Annotated in this window: 21 protein-coding genes and 4 tRNA genes; 21 read left to right on the top strand and 4 right to left on the bottom strand. The window is 45.7% G+C overall.

Annotation, left to right across the window (positions count from 1 at the left end; all coding sequences use genetic code 11):
• Positions 1 to 201 carry a DUF2188 domain-containing protein gene (locus M1D98_RS19605; RefSeq protein WP_082022651.1) on the bottom strand — a complete coding sequence of 67 codons (201 nt, stop codon included), beginning with the start codon at positions 199 to 201 and terminating at the stop codon, positions 1 to 3.
• A gap of 170 nt (positions 202 to 371) precedes the next feature.
• Here M1D98_RS19605 and dnaB point away from each other — a divergent pair, with 170 nt between their 5' ends.
• The 13 genes from dnaB to M1D98_RS19540 all read left to right on the top strand — a co-directional run bounded on the left by dnaB (position 372) and on the right by M1D98_RS19540 (position 11,632).
• A complete protein-coding gene (dnaB, locus tag M1D98_RS19600; protein ID WP_039074908.1) occupies positions 372 to 1,736 on the top strand; it encodes a replicative DNA helicase in 1,365 nt (454 codons plus the stop codon).
• Between the two features lie 116 nt (positions 1,737 to 1,852).
• Entirely contained in the window at positions 1,853 to 2,272 is a 420-nt protein-coding gene (locus tag M1D98_RS19595; RefSeq protein WP_456279887.1) for a VOC family protein, read from the top strand.
• A gap of 205 nt (positions 2,273 to 2,477) precedes the next feature.
• Positions 2,478 to 3,770 (top strand): adenylosuccinate synthase, encoded by a 1,293-nt coding sequence (purA, locus tag M1D98_RS19590; RefSeq protein ID WP_039074910.1) that lies wholly within the window; start codon positions 2,478 to 2,480, stop codon positions 3,768 to 3,770.
• Between the two features lie 223 nt (positions 3,771 to 3,993).
• Positions 3,994 to 4,069: transfer RNA gene (locus tag M1D98_RS19585), tRNA-Lys, on the top strand.
• A gap of 9 nt (positions 4,070 to 4,078) precedes the next feature.
• Positions 4,079 to 4,150 (top strand) — tRNA-Glu (locus M1D98_RS19580).
• 81 nt (positions 4,151 to 4,231) lie between these two features.
• Positions 4,232 to 4,308: transfer RNA gene (locus M1D98_RS19575), tRNA-Asp, on the top strand.
• Between the two features lie 35 nt (positions 4,309 to 4,343).
• Positions 4,344 to 4,416 (top strand) — tRNA-Phe (locus M1D98_RS19570).
• A gap of 381 nt (positions 4,417 to 4,797) precedes the next feature.
• A complete protein-coding gene (gene walR / locus M1D98_RS19565; RefSeq protein WP_003244363.1) occupies positions 4,798 to 5,505 on the top strand; it encodes a cell wall metabolism DNA-binding response regulator WalR in 708 nt (235 codons plus the stop codon).
• Positions 5,506 to 5,512: 7 nt separating this feature from the next.
• Positions 5,513 to 7,348 carry a cell wall metabolism sensor histidine kinase WalK gene (gene walK / locus M1D98_RS19560; RefSeq protein ID WP_039074911.1) on the top strand — a complete coding sequence of 612 codons (1,836 nt, stop codon included), beginning with the start codon at positions 5,513 to 5,515 and terminating at the stop codon, positions 7,346 to 7,348.
• Entirely contained in the window at positions 7,338 to 8,705 is a 1,368-nt protein-coding gene (gene yycH, locus M1D98_RS19555; RefSeq protein WP_121643680.1) for a two-component system activity regulator YycH, read from the top strand. Before walK ends, yycH begins: the two co-directional genes overlap by 11 nt.
• The gene (locus M1D98_RS19550) at positions 8,692 to 9,534 is read left to right on the top strand and encodes a two-component system regulatory protein YycI (RefSeq protein WP_121641620.1); all 843 of its coding nucleotides are present in this window, start codon (positions 8,692 to 8,694) and stop codon (positions 9,532 to 9,534) included. The genes yycH and M1D98_RS19550 overlap by 14 nt, the downstream gene beginning before the upstream one ends.
• 21 nt (positions 9,535 to 9,555) lie before the next feature.
• Positions 9,556 to 10,350, top strand: a complete 795-nt coding sequence (locus tag M1D98_RS19545) for an MBL fold metallo-hydrolase (RefSeq protein ID WP_039074913.1) — start codon at positions 9,556 to 9,558, stop codon at positions 10,348 to 10,350.
• 79 nt (positions 10,351 to 10,429) lie between these two features.
• Positions 10,430 to 11,632, top strand: a complete 1,203-nt coding sequence (locus M1D98_RS19540; RefSeq protein WP_456279886.1) for a S1C family serine protease — start codon at positions 10,430 to 10,432, stop codon at positions 11,630 to 11,632.
• Between the two features lie 359 nt (positions 11,633 to 11,991).
• On the opposite strand, the gene rocR is transcribed toward M1D98_RS19540, so the two are convergent.
• Positions 11,992 to 13,377, bottom strand: coding sequence for an arginine utilization regulatory protein RocR (gene rocR, locus M1D98_RS19535; RefSeq protein WP_456279885.1), 1,386 nt, complete (start codon positions 13,375 to 13,377; stop codon positions 11,992 to 11,994).
• 240 nt (positions 13,378 to 13,617) lie between these two features.
• Here rocR and rocD point away from each other — a divergent pair, with 240 nt between their 5' ends.
• From rocD to rocF, 3 genes are all read left to right on the top strand, one after another.
• Positions 13,618 to 14,823, top strand: coding sequence for an ornithine aminotransferase (gene rocD, locus M1D98_RS19530; protein WP_129550870.1), 1,206 nt, complete (start codon positions 13,618 to 13,620; stop codon positions 14,821 to 14,823).
• Positions 14,824 to 15,046: 223 nt separating this feature from the next.
• A complete protein-coding gene (locus tag M1D98_RS19525) occupies positions 15,047 to 16,450 on the top strand; it encodes an amino acid permease (RefSeq protein WP_121641614.1) in 1,404 nt (467 codons plus the stop codon).
• A gap of 73 nt (positions 16,451 to 16,523) precedes the next feature.
• The gene (gene rocF, locus M1D98_RS19520) at positions 16,524 to 17,414 is read left to right on the top strand and encodes an arginase (protein ID WP_087993685.1); all 891 of its coding nucleotides are present in this window, start codon (positions 16,524 to 16,526) and stop codon (positions 17,412 to 17,414) included.
• 38 nt (positions 17,415 to 17,452) lie between these two features.
• On the opposite strand, the gene M1D98_RS19515 is transcribed toward rocF, so the two are convergent.
• Together M1D98_RS19515 and rapG are read right to left on the bottom strand one after the other, a co-directional pair.
• On the bottom strand, positions 17,453 to 17,569 hold the full coding sequence (locus M1D98_RS19515) for a Phr family secreted Rap phosphatase inhibitor (RefSeq protein ID WP_039074919.1): 117 nt from the start codon (positions 17,567 to 17,569) through the stop codon (positions 17,453 to 17,455).
• Entirely contained in the window at positions 17,570 to 18,667 is a 1,098-nt protein-coding gene (gene rapG / locus M1D98_RS19510; RefSeq protein WP_456279884.1) for a response regulator aspartate phosphatase RapG, read from the bottom strand.
• 110 nt (positions 18,668 to 18,777) lie between these two features.
• Between rapG and M1D98_RS19505 the strand changes: the two genes are divergently transcribed.
• The 5 genes from M1D98_RS19505 to M1D98_RS19485 all read left to right on the top strand — a co-directional run bounded on the left by M1D98_RS19505 (position 18,778) and on the right by M1D98_RS19485 (position 21,832).
• Positions 18,778 to 19,248 (top strand): GNAT family N-acetyltransferase, encoded by a 471-nt coding sequence (locus tag M1D98_RS19505; RefSeq protein ID WP_456279883.1) that lies wholly within the window; start codon positions 18,778 to 18,780, stop codon positions 19,246 to 19,248.
• 157 nt (positions 19,249 to 19,405) lie between these two features.
• Positions 19,406 to 20,143, top strand: a complete 738-nt coding sequence (locus M1D98_RS19500; protein ID WP_121641611.1) for a YiiX/YebB-like N1pC/P60 family cysteine hydrolase — start codon at positions 19,406 to 19,408, stop codon at positions 20,141 to 20,143.
• A gap of 10 nt (positions 20,144 to 20,153) precedes the next feature.
• Positions 20,154 to 21,317 carry a hypothetical protein gene (locus M1D98_RS19495; protein WP_456279882.1) on the top strand — a complete coding sequence of 388 codons (1,164 nt, stop codon included), beginning with the start codon at positions 20,154 to 20,156 and terminating at the stop codon, positions 21,315 to 21,317.
• Between the two features lie 16 nt (positions 21,318 to 21,333).
• Positions 21,334 to 21,582, top strand: a complete 249-nt coding sequence (locus M1D98_RS19490) for a DUF2651 family protein (RefSeq protein WP_456279881.1) — start codon at positions 21,334 to 21,336, stop codon at positions 21,580 to 21,582.
• Between the two features lie 79 nt (positions 21,583 to 21,661).
• Entirely contained in the window at positions 21,662 to 21,832 is a 171-nt protein-coding gene (locus M1D98_RS19485; protein ID WP_268558787.1) for a hypothetical protein, read from the top strand.
• Positions 21,833 to 21,849: the final 17 nt, after the last annotated feature.

Raw genomic sequence — 21,849 nt, 5'->3', positions numbered from 1 at the left:
TTAAAATGAGTGTTCTTCTTCCACATTTTTAAACTTGTCATAAATCACAAGCTTTGCCGGACTGTTTTCTTTTGCCACCTGTTTGGCTTTTTCAATTGCGGCGTCCTTAGATGTATACAAAGCTGTCGGCGCCACATTCTCCACTTTGATAAACCAGCCGTCCGCATCGACATTGGGTGTAACGGCATATTCTTTCATCATATTTCATTCCTCCCTCACGTTTTATTTCGTATTTCCCGAGCTGTTGCTGTCCAAAACGATCCAATCGGCTAGCTGAAAAAAATAGGAAACCAACAAATTTTCTATTTTTTTTCTGCAGAAATGGTAGAATGGAGTTTGGAGATTTTTTTAATGAGAGGACGGTGCTTAGCATGACAGACCTTCTAAATGATCGGCTTCCTCCTCAAAACATAGAAGCCGAACAAGCCGTGTTAGGCGCTATTTTTTTACAGCCGTCTGCTTTAACACTGGCTTCAGAAGTATTGATACCAGATGATTTCTATAGAATGTCCCACCAAAAAATCTATAATGCGATGCTGGTGCTCGGTGACCGGGGTGAGCCTGTTGATCTAGTGACGGTTACGTCTGAGCTTGCGAACACGGAACTGCTGGAAGAAGTGGGCGGCATTTCGTATCTGACAGATATCGCAAACTCGGTGCCGACAGCTGCTAACATAGAATATTACGCGAAAATCGTTGAGGAAAAATCGATTCTTCGCCGATTAATCAGAACCGCGACAACCATCGCTCAAGACGGATATACCCGTGAGGATGAGGTCGAGGATTTACTCAGTGAAGCGGAAAAAACGATTATGGAAGTGGCACAGCGCAAAAACACGAGTGCCTTCCAAAATATTAAGGACGTCCTTGTCCAGACTTATGACAATATCGAGCAGCTTCACAATCGAAAAGGCGATATTACGGGAATTCCGACAGGGTTTACAGAACTTGACCGGATGACTGCGGGGTTCCAGCGCAACGACTTGATCATTGTGGCTGCCCGTCCGTCTGTGGGGAAAACGGCCTTTGCCCTGAACATCGCCCAAAACGTGGCGACCAAGACCGACGAAAGCGTAGCGATTTTCAGTCTTGAGATGGGTGCAGAGCAGCTCGTGATGCGTATGCTCTGTGCCGAAGGAAATATCAATGCCCAAAATCTTCGTACTGGAAACCTGACGGAAGAGGATTGGGGCAAGCTGACGATGGCGATGGGAAGCCTGTCAAACAGCGGGATTTACATCGATGATACACCGGGTATCCGCGTGAGTGAAATCCGCGCCAAGTGCCGCCGTTTAAAGCAGGAAAGCGGACTCGGCATGATTTTGATCGATTACCTGCAATTGATTCAGGGAAGCGGGCGGTCAAAGGATAACCGTCAGCAGGAAGTATCAGAAATTTCCCGTGAGCTGAAGTCGATCGCCAGGGAGCTGCAAGTCCCTGTTATCGCGCTTTCTCAGCTCTCACGTGGTGTTGAGCAGCGTCAGGATAAACGTCCGATGATGTCTGATATTCGGGAATCAGGAAGTATCGAGCAGGACGCGGATATTGTCGCGTTCCTTTACCGCGATGACTACTATGATAAAGAGAGCGAGAATAAAAACATTATCGAAATTATTATTGCCAAACAGCGTAACGGCCCGGTGGGAACCGTGTCTCTTGCGTTCGTAAAAGAATACAATAAGTTCGTCAACCTGGAACGGCGTTTTGATGACGCAGGTGTTCCGCCTGGCGCATAAACCCCAAGAGCTGATCTTGGGGTTTTTTCATTCGAAAGATGGAAGATATTCCGGTCGCTCAGCGGATGTAGGTTTGAAAGCGTTTTAATAAAATGGTGTAAAAAGGAGATGGTAACATGGGAAAGCGTTTTTCATATTTTCACGCTGCGCAAATCCGGATTGCCCGGCCTACGGGCCAGCTAGATGAAATCATTCGTTTTTACGAAGAGGGGCTGGGCTTGAAACGAATCGGAGAATTTTCGAAGCATAACGGATACGATGGTGTCATGTACGGCCTCCCGCGTGCTGATTATCATTTGGAATTCACTCAATATGAGGGGGAAAGCAGTGCCCCTGTTCCCCATCCCGACAGTCTCCTCGTTTTTTATGTGCCTGATGCTGATGAACTGGCAGCGATCACGTCAAAGCTTCAGCACATGGGCTATCAACAGGTGGAATCAGAGAACCCTTACTGGAGCCATGGAGGCGTGACGATAGAGGATCCGGACGGCTGGCGAGTCGTTTTTATGAGTACAAAAGGGCTATCAGGCAAGTGATTCTTTTTTATGGTAAAGGACAAAAGTTTCGTAAGATTTTGATGGCAAATCGGTGAGAAAACGCTTCTAAAACGAATGAAAGCGAACAAATATAGTTTTACATTAATTTAATGTTCGGATTTACAATTGACTTTCTGTTTCTTCACTGATAAACTTGATTTGTTTGAATAGAATCGTTTTGAAAGGTTAACGGAGGTGCACGGACATGTCTTCAGTAGTTGTAGTAGGTACGCAATGGGGCGATGAAGGAAAAGGTAAAATTACAGATTTCCTGTCAGAAAATGCAGAAGTGATCGCCCGTTATCAAGGCGGAAATAACGCAGGGCATACAATCAAGTTTGACGGAGTCACATACAAGCTCCACTTAATCCCGTCTGGAATTTTCTATAAGGATAAAACGTGTGTGATCGGAAACGGAATGGTTGTAGACCCGAAAGCATTAGTCACAGAGCTAGCGTATCTTCACGAGCGCAACGTCAGTACAGATAACCTGAGAATCAGCAACAGAGCTCACGTCATTCTGCCGTATCACTTGAAATTGGATGAAGTGGAAGAAGAGCGAAAAGGGGCTAACAAGATCGGCACAACGAAAAAAGGAATCGGCCCTGCTTACATGGATAAAGCAGCCCGCATCGGAATTCGAATCGCGGACCTGTTAGACCGTGACGCATTTGCGGAAAAGCTTGAACGCAATCTTGAAGAAAAAAACCGCCTGCTTGAGAAAATGTACGAGACAGAAGGGTTTAAAATTGAGGAAATCTTAGACGAATATTATGAGTACGGCCAGCAGATTAAAAAATATGTCTGCGATACATCTGTTGTCTTAAATGATGCGCTTGATGATGGCCGCCGTGTATTGTTTGAAGGCGCGCAAGGGGTTATGCTCGATATCGACCAAGGAACATACCCGTTTGTGACATCATCTAACCCGGTTGCCGGCGGTGTCACGATTGGTTCTGGCGTTGGCCCGACCAAAATTCAGCACGTTGTCGGTGTATCAAAAGCATATACGACTCGTGTCGGTGATGGTCCTTTCCCGACTGAGCTGAAAGATGAAATCGGTGATCAAATCCGTGAAGTCGGACGTGAATATGGAACAACAACAGGCCGTCCGCGCCGTGTCGGCTGGTTTGACAGCGTCGTTGTCCGTCACGCCCGCCGTGTGAGCGGAATTACAGATCTTTCCCTGAACTCAATTGACGTTTTAACAGGAATTGAAACGCTGAAAATCTGTGTGGCGTACCGCTACAAAGGCGAAATCATTGAAGAATTCCCGGCAAGCCTCAAAGCGCTTGCTGAATGTGAGCCGGTATATGAAGAAATGCCGGGTTGGACTGAGGATATCACAGGTGCGAAGAGCTTGAGCGAGCTTCCGGAAAACGCGCGCCACTATCTTGAGCGTGTGTCTCAGCTGACAGGCATTCCGCTTTCTATTTTCTCTGTCGGTCCAGACCGTGCACAGACAAATGTCCTTCGCAGCGTGTACCGTGCGAACTAATAGATCATGCCCTTACAAGCCCCTAATTCTGGGGCTTGTTTTTTAGTGAACCCCGAATCTAAGTTGGTCTGAGAAAAAAATATGAAAAAAAACCAAAAAAGTTATTGCCACTTCTATTTGTTCGTGATATTATAAATCTCGTTGTTACGGAAACTGCTTCAATAGAGTACAAGATGAGAACTTGATCCGAGTCGTTTGCTCTATGGAATATCCGGCATATTGAGAGCCATTAGCTCAGTTGGTAGAGCATCTGACTTTTAATCAGAGGGTCGAAGGTTCGAGTCCTTCATGGCTCACCATTTCGTGAAGGCCCGTTGGTCAAGCGGTTAAGACACCGCCCTTTCACGGCGGTAACACGGGTTCGAATCCCGTACGGGTCATTGATTTACTTTAGCGTTATTGCTAAATTCCTTATTTGTCTGTGAGAGCTGACACGACAGCTCTCCGGGCAATTACTGTAAGGTCCGGTAGTTCAGTTGGTTAGAATGCCTGCCTGTCACGCAGGAGGTCGCGGGTTCGAGTCCCGTCCGGACCGCCATTTTACTTTACATAGTAGAGAAAAATAAAACATTTGGCTCGGTAGCTCAGTTGGTAGAGCAACGGACTGAAAATTCGTGTGTCGGCGGTTCGATTCCGTCCCGAGCCACTTACCAAACGCATCTGCAATTGTAGGTGCGTTTTTTCTTTTAGGAAAAGGCAAACATGAGAAGTGTTATAATAGAAGAAAAAGGGAGAACCGGCCCTGCGGCCGGTTCAAAGAAGAAGACGTCATTGATAAAGACGCACTCCTATGAGGGGAGGTTTCAATTGAATGATCATTTTTTTAAAAAGATTTACCGGTATGACAAAAGAGAAACCATTGGCGGATAAAGGTGAAACATGTGTTTTTTTCTAAACCTTTATTTTTTTTATCTTTTCACCTTAAACCGTTATAATAGACAAGGACCTATTGTTTACAGGCCATAAGTGATGAAATGAATAGGATATAGATGAAATGAAGTTATTCGGCAGGAGGAAAATCAAAATGATGGATAAAAAGATCCTTGTAGTAGATGATGAAAAACCGATTGCAGATATATTGGAATTTAACTTGAGAAAAGAAGGCTATGAAGTGCACTGCGCCCACGACGGAAATGAAGCCGTTGAAATGGTAGAAGAGCTTCAGCCTGATTTAATTCTTTTAGATATTATGCTTCCTAATAAAGACGGCGTTGAAGTGTGCCGTGAAGTCAGAAAGAAATACGATATGCCGATCATTATGCTGACGGCCAAGGATTCAGAAATTGATAAGGTCATCGGGCTTGAAATCGGTGCGGATGACTATGTGACAAAGCCATTCAGCACACGTGAGCTTCTGGCGCGTGTAAAAGCGAACTTGCGCCGACAGCTGACAACAGCGCCTGCGGAGGAAGAGCCGTCCTCTAACGAGATTCATATCGGTTCTCTTGTCATCTTCCCTGACGCGTACGTCGTATCAAAACGGGATGAAACAATCGAATTGACTCATCGTGAGTTCGAATTGCTTCATTATTTAGCAAAGCATATCGGACAAGTGATGACACGTGAACATTTGCTTCAAACCGTTTGGGGCTATGATTACTTCGGTGATGTCAGAACGGTTGACGTAACAGTCCGCCGGCTTCGTGAAAAAATTGAGGACAACCCAAGCCATCCAAATTGGATTGTCACACGCCGCGGAGTTGGTTATTACTTGAGAAACCCAGAACAGGACTAATGCCCTTATGAATAAGGTTGGTTTTTTTCGGTCGATCCAATTTAAGATTACCTTGATCTATGTGCTTTTGATCATCATTGCCATGCAAATCATTGGGGTGTATTTTGTCAATCAGGTCGAGAAATCGCTGATGAGCTCTTATGAACAGTCGCTGAATCAGCGAATCGACAACCTTTCTTATTATATCGAACAAGAATATAAAAGTGATAACGACAGTACCGTCATCAAGGATGACGTCAGCCGTATTTTGAATGATTTCACGAAAAGTGATGAAGTTCGGGAAATTAGTTTTGTAGATAAAAGCTATGAAGTGGTCGGTTCATCAAAACCGTATGGTGAGGAAGTAGCAGGGAAACAAACGACTGATCTCATATTTAAAAGGATTTTCTCTACTAAACAATCGTATTTAAGAAAGTACTATGACCCGAGAAGCAAAATTAGAGTGCTCATTTCCGCAAAGCCCGTCATGACTGAAAACCAAGAAGTTGTCGGTGCGATCTATGTTGTCGCGAGTATGGAAGAAGTTTTTAACCAAATGAAGACCATCAACACGATACTGGCGTCCGGCACTGGTTTGGCGCTCGTTTTGACGGCGCTCCTCGGTATTTTTCTGGCGCGAACCATCACCCACCCGCTTTCAGATATGAGAAAGCAGGCGATGGAGCTTGCGAAAGGGAATTTCTCGAGGAAGGTTAAAAAGTATGGGCATGATGAAATCGGGCAGCTCGCCACCACGTTTAACCACTTAACGAAAGAGCTTGAAGATGCCCAGGCGATGACAGAAGGAGAACGCAGAAAGCTAGCTTCTGTTATTGCGTATATGACAGACGGCGTTATCGCCACGAACCGTAACGGAGCGATTATTCTCTTAAACAGCCCGGCGCTTGAGCTGTTGAACGTTTCACGTGAAACAGCTTTAGAAATGCCGATTACGAGTTTGCTGGGGATTCAAGAGAATTATACGTTTGAAGATTTAGTGGAGCAGCAGGATTCTATGCTGCTTGAAATTGAGCGTGATGATCAATTAACGGTGCTTCGCGTGAATTTCTCTGTGATTCAAAGGGAACATGGCAAAATTGATGGCTTAATTGCGGTCATTTACGATGTAACCGAGCAAGAGAAAATGGATCAGGAGCGCAGAGAATTCGTGGCAAATGTATCACACGAGCTGCGGACGCCGCTTACGACAATGCGCAGTTATTTAGAAGCGTTAGCCGAAGGCGCGTGGGAAAATAAAGACATTGCCCCGCGTTTCTTAATGGTGACGCAAAATGAAACGGAGCGTATGATCCGGCTTGTCAATGACTTGCTTCAGCTTTCCAAATTCGACAGCAAGGATTATCAATTTAACCGGGAATGGATTCAAATTGTCCGGTTTATGTCCCTTATTATTGACCGTTTTGAAATGACCAAAGAACAGCATGTGGAATTTATCCGTAATCTGCCGGATAGAAATCTGTATGTTGAGATTGACCAAGATAAAATTACGCAGGTGCTTGATAATATTATTTCCAACGCTTTGAAATACTCACCGGAAGGCGGACATGTGACATTCTCAATTGACGTAAATGAAGAGGAAGAGCTTCTCTATATTAGCGTCAAGGATGAAGGGATCGGTATTCCGAAAAAAGATGTCGAAAAAGTCTTTGACCGCTTCTACAGGGTGGATAAAGCAAGAACGAGAAAGCTCGGCGGGACCGGTCTCGGACTTGCGATTGCCAGGGAAATGGTTCAGGCGCATGGCGGGGATATTTGGGCGGACAGCATAGAAGGAAAAGGCACGACGATTACATTTACTCTTCCATATAAAGAGGAACAAGAGGATGATTGGGATGAAGCGTGAAAATATAAAAACGATATTACTTACGGTACTCGTCGTCATCAGCCTTGTGTTTACGTGGGGGATATGGACGTTCCAGCCAAATTTTTCCGGAGGCTCATCTTCAACAGCGTCTCCTGTGCGTGAGAAGCATAAAATCGAAAAAAACACCCAAAGGCTGTCTGAAACGGTAAGGCCGAGAGACATGTTTATCCATGATAGCGGCGCTCATTATAAAGTGGACGATGATTCCCTTTATCATGAAGTCTGGTCTGACTTGCCGCATTGGGATGTAAAAGGAATCAAAGATATTTCTGATCAGTATGACAAGACAGCATTTAAGAGCTGGTTTTATGGGATAAGCGGGTATGATGCTAAACTCGACTTGCAATTCAATGACACGATTCCGATTGATATTTTCCAAACGCTGTTTAAATGGTCTAACCAGTCATTTGAATACAGTTCGTTTGACCACATTCTGATTCCGCTTCATGAAACAAAAGCGAACAAGAAAATCTATTTGGTATCTTTCAGCAAGCAGCTGATTCTGGAAGTGACCGTTGAATCGGCAAACTACCGAAACATGATGAATGACTTGAAAAACAGTCAATCAAACATGCCGGCATACAGTCTGTTCTCTATCGGTTCCAAGAAAGAGTTTCTGCTGCCGAACAAAACGCTTACGATGGATAAAAAAGAATTTGTGACAGAATCCATTAAAACAAACACCTTTAAGCAAGCGTTGTTCAGCGATCCAAGTATTGTAAGGGAAGATTCGAATTACAACAACAGAAACGTGCTGACAGATGGGATCAGCCGTTTAGATGTGAATTTAAGCCAGCGCCAGGTGCAATTTCAACAACGCAATTTGGTGCAAAGCACATCCTATCAAACCGGAGAATTGATTAAAAAGAGCCAAAAATACCTTGAGGATACGGGAAGTTGGACAGATCATTATCAATTCTTCAATATCAATGACAGTCAGCAGCTAAGCTTTTATATCTTTATGGACCAGACACCGGTCATTAACAGCACCTCCAAACCATTTGGAGCGACATCAGCGATTACGGTGCAGTGGGCGAATGATGAAATTCTAAGCTATAAACGGCCGAATTTCAGTCTCGGGACAAATCCGATTAAAACGACTGAGACTGAGCTGATGAGCGGAAGTGAAGTGAAGCTGCTGCTTTCTAAACAAACCGCTTATAATACGGATAAAATTGATCAGATTTTCCTTGCGTATCAATTGGTATCAACATCATCCAATAATGACCCTCTTGTTGAGCTGGAACCTGTTTGGGCGATGAAAATAAACGGGAAAATTGTGCCGATCACGAAGGACCTATTGAAGAAGGAGGGGGCAAACAGTGGAGTGGAATAAGACAAAATCAATCTTCATCGTTGCCTTCCTCATTTTAGATATTTTCTTAGGCTATCAGTTTTTTCAAAAATGGCAGTCTACCAGCAAAGATTACGAAGTCATTAAAAATGATGTCGAGCATGACATGAAGGCCGATCATATTACGTATGAAGGGCTGAATAAGGAAGCGACAGAAGGCTACCGAATCACAGCGAATCAAAAGGCCTTCACCAAGGACGAAATTGAGGCGCTTAAGGATCAAAAGCCTTTGATGGACATGCCTAGTGATGATCGTAAAGTAACGACCCTGAAAATGAAATTTACAAATCCGATCGCCTTGTCCAAGAAGAAAATCGAGGACGATGCCGAGGCGCTTGTTTCTTCGAAAATCCAAGACGGTGAAAAATATAAGCTTTGGAAGGTTGATAAATCGCAAAAAGAAATTATTTTCTTCCAAACATATGAGGGCCATTACATTTATCAGCAGACCGACACGTCTTCTAATATGATCGGGCAAGTGATTTTGCGTTTGAACGATAAAAACGAGGTTGTGTCATACGACCAGACGACGCTTGACACCTTTAAGCAAATCCAGAAGGAAAGCCTGATCACTGAAATGGATGCGGTTGAGTTATTGTATTATCAAAATCAATTAAAAGAGTACAGTACGATAAAGAGTGTCAAATTCGGCTACGTTGCGCAATATCCGCTGACAAGTACACAGGTGCTGGCGCCGGTATGGAGAATTACGGTTGAGTATGACAAAAAAGTGAACGGTGAGAAAAAGACCGTACAAGAGTATTTTACTGTCAATGCTTTGGAGAGCACGATTTTAGATACAGATCAATGAAAATAATGGAGTGAGACAAACATGAGCTTGCAATTTAGCGTACTTGCGAGCGGGAGTACGGGGAATGCGTTTTATCTTGAAACGGAGGATCACGCATTTTTGGTAGACGCCGGTTTGAGCGGGAAAGCCATGGATGGGCTGATGGCGCAAATTGGGCGTAAGCTGGATGATGTAGACGGCATTTTTGTGACGCATGAGCATAGTGACCATATTAAGGGCCTCGGCGTCGTCGCCAGAAAGTACAAGCTTCCGATTTATGCGAATGAGAAGACGTGGAAAGCAATGGAGAACCAGATCGGCAAAATTGATACCGACCAGAAATTTGTGTTTCCGATGGAGACGGTGAAGTCGTTCGGCGGACTTGACGTGGAGTCGTTTGGCGTCTCGCACGATGCGGCGGAGCCTATGTTTTATGTGTTCCATTATAACGGCCGAAAGCTTGCATTAATGACAGATACGGGATATGTCAGCGACCGGATGAAAGGCATCATCCGCTCAGCGAATGTGTTTGTGTTTGAAAGCAATCACGATGTCGGCATGCTGCAAATGGGAAGATACCCATGGAGCATTAAGCGGCGGATTTTAAGTGATGTCGGGCACGTGTCAAATGAAGATGCTGCCTTGGCAATGACTGATGTCATTGGCGATGAGACGTCTCGCATTTATCTGGCGCATTTGAGCCAGGACAACAACATGAAGGATCTGGCGAGAATGTCTGTGCAGCAGACATTGGCTTCTAAAGGATTTGTGACGGGGGAGACATTTGATTTGTTTGACACTGATCCGAAGAAGGCTACTCCGCTTTGCGCTGTATAATTTTTATGTAAACCATGACTATTATAGGAGTTTCTAACCCACAATATAACCATATTAACGTTCTTGGAAAGGGTGGAATATGGTGGATTACGATCGTGAGGAAGACTATACTGCTCCTGAACAGCGAAAGCGAAGCAAAAAAGGATATTTCCTTTCTAGTCTGATTGGCGTGATTGTGGGTGCCGTATTAATGGCGTTTCTCATGCCGTACCTTTCAGATGAAGGGGTCGATACGGGCGCCTTAGAACAGCAGCAGAACAACAATAACCGGGAATCAATCAGGACGGTGAATGTCAGTGTCAACAACGCAGTCACCAAGATTGTCAGCAATGTGTCGCCCGCCGTTGTCGGTGTTGTGAACATCCAAAAATCAGATATTTGGGGAGAGAGCGGCGAGGCTGGGAGCGGCTCTGGCGTCATCTATAAGAAAAATGACAACGCTGCTTATGTCGTGACCAACCATCATGTGATCGAGGGCGCTTCCCAAATTGAAATCAGCTTGAAAGACGGTTCGCGTGTATCGGCTGAACTGATTGGCAGCGACCAGCTGATGGACCTTGCTGTGTTACGAGTGAAAAGCGATAAAATAAAAGCAGTCGCTGACTTCGGGAATTCAGACAAAGTGAAGTCAGGGGAGCCGGTTATCGCGATTGGGAACCCATTAGGCCTTGAATTTGCAGGCTCTGTCACACAAGGTGTCATCTCGGGTACGGAGAGGGCCATCCCGGTGGATTCAAACGGTGATGGACAGCCTGACTGGAACGCAGAAGTCATGCAAACAGATGCGGCCATTAACCCTGGAAACAGCGGCGGCGCATTGTTAAATATGGACGGAAAAGTCATTGGCATCAATTCAATGAAAATAGCGGAGTCGGCGGTTGAAGGAATTGGCCTGTCCATTCCGTCTAAGCTTGTGATCCCGGTGATAGAGGATCTGGAGAAATACGGCGAAGTTAAACGTCCGTTCCTTGGCATTGAGATGAAATCGCTAAGCGACATTGCAAGCTATCATTGGGATGAAACATTAAAGCTTCCTAAGGATGTCACCAATGGCGCGGTAGTGATGGGTGTAGATGCCTTTTCACCAGCTGGAAAAGCAGGGCTTAAGGAACTGGATGTCATCACGGAATTTGACGGCCAAAAAGTAAATGATGTTGTTGATCTGCGCAAACGCCTTTACCAGAAAAAAGTTGGTGACCGCGTCAGGGTAACATTTTATCGCGGCGCTAAAGAACAATCCGTTGATATTAAGCTCTCCTCGGCAGATCAGCTAGGAAGGTAATCAAAGCAGTCTGGCACAATGGCCAGACTGCTTTTTTATGCAAAAAAACTGAACGAGGGCCAGGCCCGTTCAGTTGAAAAGAATATATACTAGATGGGTGTTACACGTGAAACAACAGGATTGAATGTGATAGTTTGTTCGGGTGGTTGCTGGGTGTGAGGTATACATAGGTGCCATTTTCTTTCTTCATTGCAGAAGATATGGCTGTACCTTTGCAGTTGTTCAGCGTACTGCTTTTAGCTGCTGTGTTAGGCTGCTTGTTTGTGTCCATACGTGATGTTTGACGACTCATCCTCCATTGCTGTTGACATTGTGAACTTTGCGCATATGCGCCATCTTCCCTGCGCTGGAACAGGCTGTTACTCGGCAGGCGGGTGAGAAAATTTCTTCAGCCGGTATTGAAGGCTTTGTCTGCTTATGCCAAGCTCCTGAGCGGCCTGCGAGATGTTATGTCCGTGTTTTCTTAACACATTTTCAATCACATATTTTTCGAAGCTCTCCAATTTTTCTTTTAAGTCCGCGGCCGGCTGATGTCTTGGTATTTCCGGTTCTGGGCTGTCAGCTGGCTTGATTTTCATGCGGTATTGATAGGGCAGGTGGGAAGCTGTAATGGTTTGCTCGTCCGTCATGAAGTTCATTGCGCCTTCAATCATATGTTCTAACTCACGAATGTTTCCCGGCCAGTCGTAGGATAAGAAAAATTGCTTCACGTTTTCACTGATATGTTCCACATTCATTTGGAACAAGTGGTTGTTTTTCTGAATAAACTCGGATGCGAGAGGCAAAATATCCTCTTTTCGTTCCCGAAGCGGCGGGATAATGAGCGTCACGACGCTCAGCCTGTAATACAAGTCCTTTCGCATTCGTTCGCCCGCAATCGCATCAATGGGGTCTTCATTCATCGTCGCAATAATACGCACGTCAATCGGCGTATCCTTAGTGGAACCGATACGCCTGATTTTCCGTTCTTGAAGGGCGCGCAGCAGCTTTGCCTGAAGGCTGAGATTTAGTGAGTTGATCTCATCTAACAGAAGCGTGCCGCCATGGGCTTGTTCGAACAGGCCGGGCTGGTCCACAGCGCCGGTAAACGCGCCTTTTTTCGTTCCGAACAAAATGCTTTCCACAAGACTGTCTGGCAGCGCCGCGCAGTTTTGTGAAATAAACGGGCCGCCTGAACGGTCGCTGCCATTGTGGATGCTTTGTGCGAACAGCTCTTTTCCCGTTCCGGTTTCTCCTGCGAGAAGAACCGATGAAGATGTGCGCGTAGCCCGTTTCGCGTTTTCGATGACGTCTTGAATGGCCGGACTGGTGCCGAGAATGCTGTCAAATGTATAGGTTGTGCTGCCCTTTTTGTTCATATTCTCCCTGATCAGCCGTTCAAGCTTTGTTACATCTTTGGCAATTTCGACTGCGCCCCTGATTTTGCCGTCTTTGACGATGGGATATGTATGATTGATTGTCGTAATTTCCTGGCCTTTATTATTAAAGTAGCTTTGTTTGCCGTTTTTAATCGTTTTGCCTTCCTGAAGGGCCTGTACCAGGGTGCTGTCCTGCTGCTTAGAGAACATAAACACATCCATCAGGTTTTTATTCAGGACGTCATGCTTCTCCATATCTTCAATCTGCATCATTTTATTGTTATAAACGATCGTGTTTCCGTGCTCGTCCACCACGTGCAGGCCAACATCAATTTCATCCAGTATGCTCTGAAAAACCAATGTGAGGAATTCGCTGTCCTTGACCAATGTATAAACCTCCCTCAATTATTTTCTTAATATTTCTTCTATTTTATAAAAGAATGTAGAGGATATGCAAAAGAATTTTGCACTTGCTGAGATTTTCACTTAAAAAAACTGAATATTTTTGCACCTTGTCCTCGAAAATTGTAGAAAACACACGAAATCTTGATTTGGCACAGAACTTGCATTTATATAAAGGGAAAGCAGGATATCATGTTGAAACAGAAAATAAGGGGGAATTCAAATATGCCATCTATATCTAAATCCAAAGACATTATTGATCAGACGTCTCATTACGGAGCCAATAATTATCATCCGCTCCCAATTGTCATCTCTGAAGCGCTGGGTGCTTGGGTAAAGGACCCGGAAGGCAATGAATATATGGATATGCTGAGTGCCTATTCTGCGGTAAACCAGGGGCACAGGCACCCGAAAATCATTCAGGCATTGAAGGATCAGGCTGATAAAATCACCCTCACGTCACGCGCGTTTCACAACGATCAGCTAGGACCGTTTTACGAGAAAACAGCTAAGCTGACGGGCAAAGAAATGATTCTGCCAATGAATACAGGAGCTGAAGCGGTTGAATCCGCGGTGAAAGCGGCGAGACGGTGGGCATACGAAGTGAAAGGCGTGGCAGACAATCAAGCGGAAATCATCGCGTGTGTCGGGAACTTCCACGGGCGGACGATGCTGGCGGTCTCTCTGTCTTCTGAAGACGAATACAAAAGAGGATTCGGCCCGATGCTTCCGGGAATCAAATTAATCCCATACGGCGATGCGGAAGCGCTTCGTCAGGCCATTACGCCGAATACAGCGGCATTCTTGTTTGAACCGATTCAAGGCGAAGCGGGTATCGTGATTCCGCCTGAAGGGTTTTTGCAGGAAGCAGCGGCGATTTGTAAGGAAGAGAATGTCCTGTTTATTGCCGATGAGATTCAGACGGGTCTTGGGCGTACAGGCAAGATATTCGCCTGTGACTGGGACGGCATTGTTCCGGATATGTATATCTTGGGCAAAGCGCTTGGCGGCGGTGTGTTCCCGATTTCATGCATTGCGGCGGACCGAGAGATTTTGGGCGTATTTAACCCGGGTTCACACGGATCGACATTTGGCGGAAACCCGCTTGCCTGTGCGGTGTCTATCGCCTCATTGGAAGTGATGGAGGATGAAAAGCTCGCGGAACGTTCTCTTGAGCTTGGCGAATACTTTAAAAGAGAGCTTGAGAGCATTGACAATCCTGTCATTAAAGAAGTCCGCGGCAGAGGGCTGTTTATCGGTGTGGAATTAACGGAAGCCGCACGTCCGTATTGTGAGCGTTTGAAGGAAGAAGGGCTTTTATGCAAGGAAACGCATGATACTGTCATTCGTTTTGCACCGCCATTAATCATTTCGAAAAAGGATTTGGATTGGGCGATAGAGAAAATTAAGCACGTGCTTCAAAACGCATAACGCCGCACCATGGCGGGATATTCACTTCGTTTGTATAAATTTACAACAGAAAAATTAGCACTCCCTATTTGCTCAGCTACAGTATTTTAGTATAATGTATCTTTATGAGAAGAAGTGAATTTTATATTAAATAGATAAAAACTCTTTGGACAGCAAACTGGGATATGCACCGTGTAGTTGTTCCAGCTTAGATCCAATACAAGTTGCTGAAGGGGTGCAGAATGTGAATACAAACCAAGATAACGGAAATCAGCTCCAGCGGACAATGAAATCACGCCACTTGTTCATGATTTCATTGGGCGGAGTGATCGGAACCGGTTTCTTCCTTGGAACCGGATTTACCATTAACCAGGCGGGACCGCTCGGCGCGGTTCTGTCCTATTTAGTGGGCGGCTTTATCATGTTTTTGACAATGCTTTGCTTAGGGGAGCTGGCAGTCGCCTTTCCTGTGTCGGGGTCCTTCCAGACCTACGCGACGAAATTCATCAGCCCGGCTTTCGGGTTTGCGTTCGGCTGGCTGTACTGGCTCGGCTGGGCAGTTACATGCGCTATTGAATTTTTATCAGCGGGACAGCTGATGCTTCGCTGGTTTCCGCACGTAGACGTGTGGATATGGTGTCTGGTATTCGCGGCACTGATGTTTATCCTAAATGCGATAACAGCAAAAGCCTTTGCAGAATCGGAATTCTGGTTCTCAGGCATTAAAATTTTGATTATCCTTTTATTTATTATTCTCGGCGGAGCCGCCATGTTTGGCCTGATCGATTTGAAGGGCGGAGAGCAGGCGCCGTTTTTTACGCATTTTTATGAAGACGGGTTATTCCCGAACGGTATTAAGGCAATATTGATAACGATGATTACCGTGAACTTCGCGTTCCAGGGAACTGAGCTGATCGGGGTTGCAGCAGGAGAAAGTGAAGACCCTGAAAAAACGATTCCGCGGTCTATCAAACAGACAGTATGGAGAACGCTTGTCTTCTTTGTTCTTTCCATTATTGTCATTGCCGGCATGATACCGTGGGAACAGGCGGGTGTTGTGAAAAGTCCGTTTGTTGCGGTATTTGAACAAATCGGAATTCCGTATGCAGCTGATATCATGAACTTTGTTATTTTAATCGCGCTGTTATCTGTTGCGAATTCAGGTTTATACGCATCGACACGTATCCTGTACGCGATGGCGAATGAAGGACAGGCCTTCAAAGCGCTGGGCAAAACAAACAAACGAGGTGTGCCGCTGAATGCGTTAATCGTAACGATGGCTGTGGCCTGCCTATCGCTTCTATCGAAAGTGGCGGCGGCTGAAACCGTGTATATGGTGCTTCTATCTTTGGCGGGCATGAGCGCCCAGGTCGGCTGGATCACGATTACGCTCTCTCAAATCATGTTCAGACGCAAATATATCCGCGAGGGCGGCAAGAAGGAAGATCTGAAATTCAAAACACCGCTTTATCCGGTGCTTCCGCTGATCGGCCTGACATTAAATACGGTCGTTCTCATCAGCCTTGCGTTTGATCCGGAGCAGCGTATCGCGCTGTATTGCGGCATACCGTTTATGATCATTTGCTACATCGTTTATCATGTCGTCATTAAAAAACGGCAGCAGGCAAATCGTCAGCTAGAGCTTTAAACACATTGTCCGCAAGTCATCTTTGTTATAACCCGCATAGGACATTATCTTATATGTTGAGGTGGAATCACAGATGGATAAAACGATTTCGGTTATTGGAATGCCAATGGATTTAGGACAAGCACGACGCGGAGTGGACATGGGCCCGAGTGCCATCCGGTACGCCCATCTGATTGAGAGGCTTTCAGACATGGGGTATACGGTTGAAGATCTCGGTGACATTCCGATCAACCGCGAAAAGATCAAAAATGACGAGGAATTAAAGAACCTGAATTCCGTTTTGGCGGGAAATGAAAAACTCGCGCAAAAGGTCAACAAAGTCATCGAAGAGAAAAAATTCCCGCTTGTCCTGGGCGGCGACCACAGTATTGCGATCGGCACGCTGGCAGGCACAGCGAAGCATTACGATCATCTCGGCGTCATCTGGTATGACGCGCACGGCGACTTGAATACGCTTGAAACATCACCATCAGGCAATATTCACGGCATGCCGCTTGCCGTCAGCCTCGGCATCGGCCACGAGTCACTGGTGAACCTTGAAGGCTACGCGCCTAAAATCAAACCGGAAAACGTCGTCATCATCGGCGCCCGGTCACTTGATGAAGGGGAGCGCAAGTATATTAGGGAAAGCGGCATGAAGGTGTACACGATGCACGAAATCGACCGTCTCGGCATGACAAAGGTGATCGAAGAAACCCTTGATTATTTATCAGCATGTGACGGCGTCCATCTCAGCCTTGATCTGGACGGGCTTGATCCGAACGATGCACCGGGTGTCGGAACCCCCGTCATCGGCGGCATCAGCTACCGTGAGAGCCATTTGGCGATGGAAATGCTGTATGACGCAGGCATCATCACCTCAGCTGAATTCGTCGAGGTCAACCCGATTCTTGATCATGAAAACAAGACTGGCCAAACAGCGGTAGAGCTCGTAGAATCTCTGCTAGGGAAGAAGCTGCTGTAGACATGAGAAAACCCCCGCATCCCGCGGGGGTTTTTGATTTATCCAATCATTTTCTCAGCGACTTTCATCTCCTGTGAATGAGTTTGGTGGTCTGCAATAAACCATCCTGATAAAATCACCGCTGCGACGCCTACACCAATCAGACATTTTTTCATTTATATAACCTCCGTTCGTTTAATGAGTTCTTCAATTTGTAATGCCTCATAAAAAAAGTGGGCAGCTTCTTTATAAAGCTCATGCTCTTTATACTTTTCGCCAGCCAAAATGGAAAGTTCTCTTACACTGTCATACTCTTTCTCGGACACCAATTCATCCATATGTTGTTTGCATAAGTGAAACGTTTCCGCATGACCTCCTTCTGCATAAATGGCATATAAAATATCTATTTTAGCCTCACATATTCTATTCGGCTCGACAGCCAGTTTTTCCTTCACATCTTGGTAATAAGATAAAGCCTGTTCTTTCTTTTGACTCTTAAACAGTTCTCGTATCAGTAGATAGACAGAATGATAGTAATAGGCGGAGCGGGCATATTCTTCGTGTTGCAGGGCCTCTTCTAATTTGGAGACCGCTTCTTCTGATTTGCCGCTTTGCGCATGAAGAAGTCCGAAGTTATGCAAAAGCTGGGCTTCAAAAAAATGATCCTCTAATTCTCTCGTGATCCGGATCGCTTCTTCCAAGTATGTTTCAGCTTCTTCAAACTGGTTCATTTCGGTGCAATTGCCTGACATCGTGATCAGCGCCGAGGCGAGTTTCTTTTTATAATCGGTCTCTTCCCTAAATGTTTTGACCGCTTGCCGTGTATGATTGAGGGACACAATATTTTGACCCAGTTTGTAATAGAGCTTACCGACCTTCAGGTGAAACTCGGCTTTTTCAATCGGATCGGGAATGTTGCCAAGATACTGCTCGGCCTCTTTATAAAGCCCAATGGCGATATCGTAATTATTTTTATAGGCTTCGTACATGCCTTCAAACAGAAAAAAGTAATATTTCAGCATGTCTGACGTAGCATTCATATGAGAAGGCTCCTCATGCTGGAAGCCCTGTCCTCTCGCCTCGTGAAGCAATACCTTGTGGCGCAATTCCAATAAGGAGAAGTAGGCAAGCACCTCCTGATCCTCTTCCATGTCATCCAATAAAGGCTTCACTTCTTCAAACAAACGGGCGGACTCTTCCACTTCATGTTTCTTGATTGCAAGGTACCAATCGTTGAGCATATTAGCGATTTCTGCAGGTGCAATTTTATTCATGTGAAACTCCCTTCTCTCGTGACTTATCAATCTCAGTTGCTTATTCTGATAGTAACACCTCTTTCTATTTTATGTAAAATCCTCTAGTCAATAAATAAAGGAGAGATGATATGACAATGATGCTGACTCCCATGCAGACAGAAGAATTTCGGTCTTATCTCACGTACACGACCAAGCATTACGCGGAAGAGAAGGTTAAGGCGGGAACATGGCAGCCTGAAGACGCACAGCTTTTGTCTAGGCAGGCCTTTTCCAATCTGCTTCCGAAAGGGCTGGAAACCCCCCACCATCATTTGTGGAGCCTCACGCTGAATGAAAAGGAAATCGTTGGCTGGCTCTGGATTCATGCTGAACCGGAGCACCCGCAGCAGGAAGCGTTTATTTACGATTTCGGGTTATATGAACCATATCGGGGCAAGGGCTATGCAAAGCAAGCATTGGCGGCGTTAGATCAAACAGCACGCAGCTTGGGAATCCGGAAGCTGTCCCTTCATGTCTTTGCCCACAATCAGGCGGCGCGGAAGCTATATGAACGGACCGGATTTCAAGAAACGGACGTGATGATGAGCAAGAAGCTGTAAGAAAAGGGCCTTTATTCGGCCTTTTTTTTGCGGACAGCCTTCTGTAAATGATTTCTAAACATTCTGTAAATAACCTAGTTCCTTTCCTTATGTTCCTAATATAATATGGGTGAAGGAAATCACCTTCCTTACATTCACAAGAAAAGAGGAGATGTAATTGAAGTTCAAGGCAAGGATTTCAATGTTTATGGTAGCGCTTGCAATGTGCGGCGGATTGTTTGTTTCTCCCGCCAAAGCCGTAAAAACCACAAACTATGCAGAAGAAATCGCCGCACTGCAGCCAGGCACGACGCCGGAAGAAATCATGAAGTCCGCCAGCCAGATTGCCAAACAGCAGCACGTCAAGCAAGACGCCATTCTGAAACAGTTCTATGAGGAAATCACAGCTGATAAGGCAGAAGGCGACAGGCTCGCCAAGGAAAGCGGCATGTCTATCATGGGCGGCTCGTCCGGCACGAAAAAACTTCCGACAAGCGCGAAAGGGAATATCTACTACACCAACTCCTACACAGCCTACTATAATCACGGCCACGTCGGCATGTATTCCGCCGCTGACAAAATTGTAGAATCTGTCCCGAGCGACGGCGTCAGGCAGATCGCTTACAATGCCAGAGACGTGGAAGACAACTCCATCGTACAGACAGTCAATGTCACTTCTTCACAGAAAACATCCGCTGCCGACTGGGCGGTATCTAGAGTCGGTGACCCATACTCATTTAACTTCGTCAATAACAGAAATACCGGCCATGATGGCGCCAAAAACTGTTCAAAGCTCCTATGGTCCGCCTTTTTGCTGAAAGCAGGCATTGATATAGACGGCAACGGAGGCTTAGGCGTATATCCGCGCGACATCACCGACTCTTCCTATACGTCGACCATCATGACCATTTACTAAGGAGAAGGATATGAGGAAGTGGATGATCGCTATCGCCATGCTGATTCTCGCAGGGATCGCACTATTTGTCTTCGTTTCTCCTCTCAAAAGCCATAAAGCTGTGAGTCAGCAGGAGCTCCGAGACCCTGATTTTCTCGATGACAAGGAAGTCCTGCTGTATCTCTCAACCTCTGCGGATCAAGATGCATTCGGCGGCGGGAAAAGCTACGCCCTGTTTATCAGCCAAGACGGGTCGCTGTCTTCTTTTAAGATGAAGGGTCTTGAGCTGGGCTCAGCCAAGGTTCACGGAGACAGTGTGATGCTGGAGGATAAAAACACGATTTACACGATCAAAAACGGCCTGCGCTCCTATAAAAGAGCCTATCAGCACACCGGTGACAGTGCCGGCTTTTTACAACAAACGGACGGTTTTTACACGCTCTACAACTCCGGCTACGACAAAAAGGGAGACGGGTACCGCTCAGAGCTGTACCGCCAGATGGACGGAGAGTGGAAAAAAGACGTCATCCCCCATTACATCCGCGCCTCCGGTTTTCATGACGGCACCATCTACACACTCGTCCCGACAGCTGACGAAAAAGGCTATCAGCTCCTCCAGATTCAAGCCGATCAACAGAATCTCGCCTATCACACGATAACGGAATGGCAGTATCGGGAAGGAGCCTCAATCGAATCCCAGCTTGCTGTGGACGATCAAGCGGTTTATGTCATGATTCGCGGCCAAAAGGCTCGTAATCTTTATCAAATGGTCAAAATCAACAAGAAAAGCGGAAAAATAGAGCTGCACGACATCGCCGAATACAAAAATGACGAACAAACGATATACAGCTCCATGCCCTTCAGCTTTAAAAACAGCTTTTTCTTTCATGAGGGATACCTGTACTTCATTGACGGCTTCGGAAAGGTATACAAAATCGACGCAGAGACAGGAAAATCAACCATTGCCTTCACCCTTTCACCGGAAAAAATGAAAGCCGATTTCAAAGAAATCACCCGAAAAGGCGGCAACCTCTATTTCTTCACATACACTTATAACCAGCCTGCATATATTGAACAATACAGCCTGAAAACCGGAAAGAAAGTGAAAGAAAAAGAGATGAAGAAGGTAAAGGATGTCGTGACGCCGAAGAGTCATTTGAAGCTGTATGATTTTGAAGTGATGAAGGGGTTTTAAGGGCTAGGAGGTTAGTATGGGAGCCATCGCTGTCTTATTTATCGTTTTTGGTTTTCCAATCATTGCAGGTGTATTTGGTATAGCGGGTCATTTTTTATTTAAGAGATTTTGGGTGGCTCCGCTTATCGTCCTTATTGGGAGTTTGATCTTGTTGTTTACGTTAGCCGCTGGCAACAGTTCATTCTTGTTTTGGGTTGTGCTTTATACTGCAATTGCGTTAGCGACCAGTGTTGTCACATTATTTCTCAGGAAATGTTTTAACTGATCGCTGTTTATGAAGAGACTGGGTGAAGTCTCTTTTTTTGTTGAATCAATTTCGCAGTGATTTGTAAAGGAGGGATCAAATGGGCACCAAACGTGTCATTATGCAAGCAGCGATTATTGGTTTGACTTCGGCGGTTACTGTGTTCCTGCTGAATGGAGGGAAAGCGGGCTGGTTGGACATCCTCGGAACCATTGTCGGCTGCTGGCTTGGCATTTTTATTGTCGTTAAGCTGCAGAAAAAACAGTCGTGAAAAAGGGAAAGGGTCAT

It is taken from the genome of Bacillus sp. K7 (genome assembly GCF_053903245.1).
This window is presented reverse-complemented; position numbering and strand designations above follow the sequence as displayed.

Excerpts from the sequence above, each read along its gene's own strand:
- M1D98_RS19605 (WP_082022651.1), bottom strand. The coding sequence starts at position 201 with ATGATGAAAGAATATGCCGTTACACCCAATGTCGATGCGGACGGCTGG.
- dnaB (WP_039074908.1), top strand. The coding sequence starts at position 372 with ATGACAGACCTTCTAAATGATCGGCTTCCTCCTCAAAACATAGAAGCC.
- M1D98_RS19595 (WP_456279887.1), top strand. The coding sequence starts at position 1,853 with ATGGGAAAGCGTTTTTCATATTTTCACGCTGCGCAAATCCGGATTGCC.
- purA (WP_039074910.1), top strand. The coding sequence starts at position 2,478 with ATGTCTTCAGTAGTTGTAGTAGGTACGCAATGGGGCGATGAAGGAAAA.
- walR (WP_003244363.1), top strand. The coding sequence starts at position 4,798 with ATGGATAAAAAGATCCTTGTAGTAGATGATGAAAAACCGATTGCAGAT.
- walK (WP_039074911.1), top strand. The coding sequence starts at position 5,513 with ATGAATAAGGTTGGTTTTTTTCGGTCGATCCAATTTAAGATTACCTTG.
- yycH (WP_121643680.1), top strand. The coding sequence starts at position 7,338 with ATGAAGCGTGAAAATATAAAAACGATATTACTTACGGTACTCGTCGTC.
- M1D98_RS19545 (WP_039074913.1), top strand. The coding sequence starts at position 9,556 with ATGAGCTTGCAATTTAGCGTACTTGCGAGCGGGAGTACGGGGAATGCG.
- M1D98_RS19540 (WP_456279886.1), top strand. The coding sequence starts at position 10,430 with ATGGTGGATTACGATCGTGAGGAAGACTATACTGCTCCTGAACAGCGA.
- rocD (WP_129550870.1), top strand. The coding sequence starts at position 13,618 with ATGCCATCTATATCTAAATCCAAAGACATTATTGATCAGACGTCTCAT.
- rocF (WP_087993685.1), top strand. The coding sequence starts at position 16,524 with ATGGATAAAACGATTTCGGTTATTGGAATGCCAATGGATTTAGGACAA.
- M1D98_RS19515 (WP_039074919.1), bottom strand. The coding sequence starts at position 17,569 with ATGAAAAAATGTCTGATTGGTGTAGGCGTCGCAGCGGTGATTTTATCA.
- rapG (WP_456279884.1), bottom strand. The coding sequence starts at position 18,667 with ATGAATAAAATTGCACCTGCAGAAATCGCTAATATGCTCAACGATTGG.
- M1D98_RS19505 (WP_456279883.1), top strand. The coding sequence starts at position 18,778 with ATGACAATGATGCTGACTCCCATGCAGACAGAAGAATTTCGGTCTTAT.
- M1D98_RS19495 (WP_456279882.1), top strand. The coding sequence starts at position 20,154 with ATGAGGAAGTGGATGATCGCTATCGCCATGCTGATTCTCGCAGGGATC.
- M1D98_RS19490 (WP_456279881.1), top strand. The coding sequence starts at position 21,334 with ATGGGAGCCATCGCTGTCTTATTTATCGTTTTTGGTTTTCCAATCATT.
- M1D98_RS19485 (WP_268558787.1), top strand. The coding sequence starts at position 21,662 with ATGGGCACCAAACGTGTCATTATGCAAGCAGCGATTATTGGTTTGACT.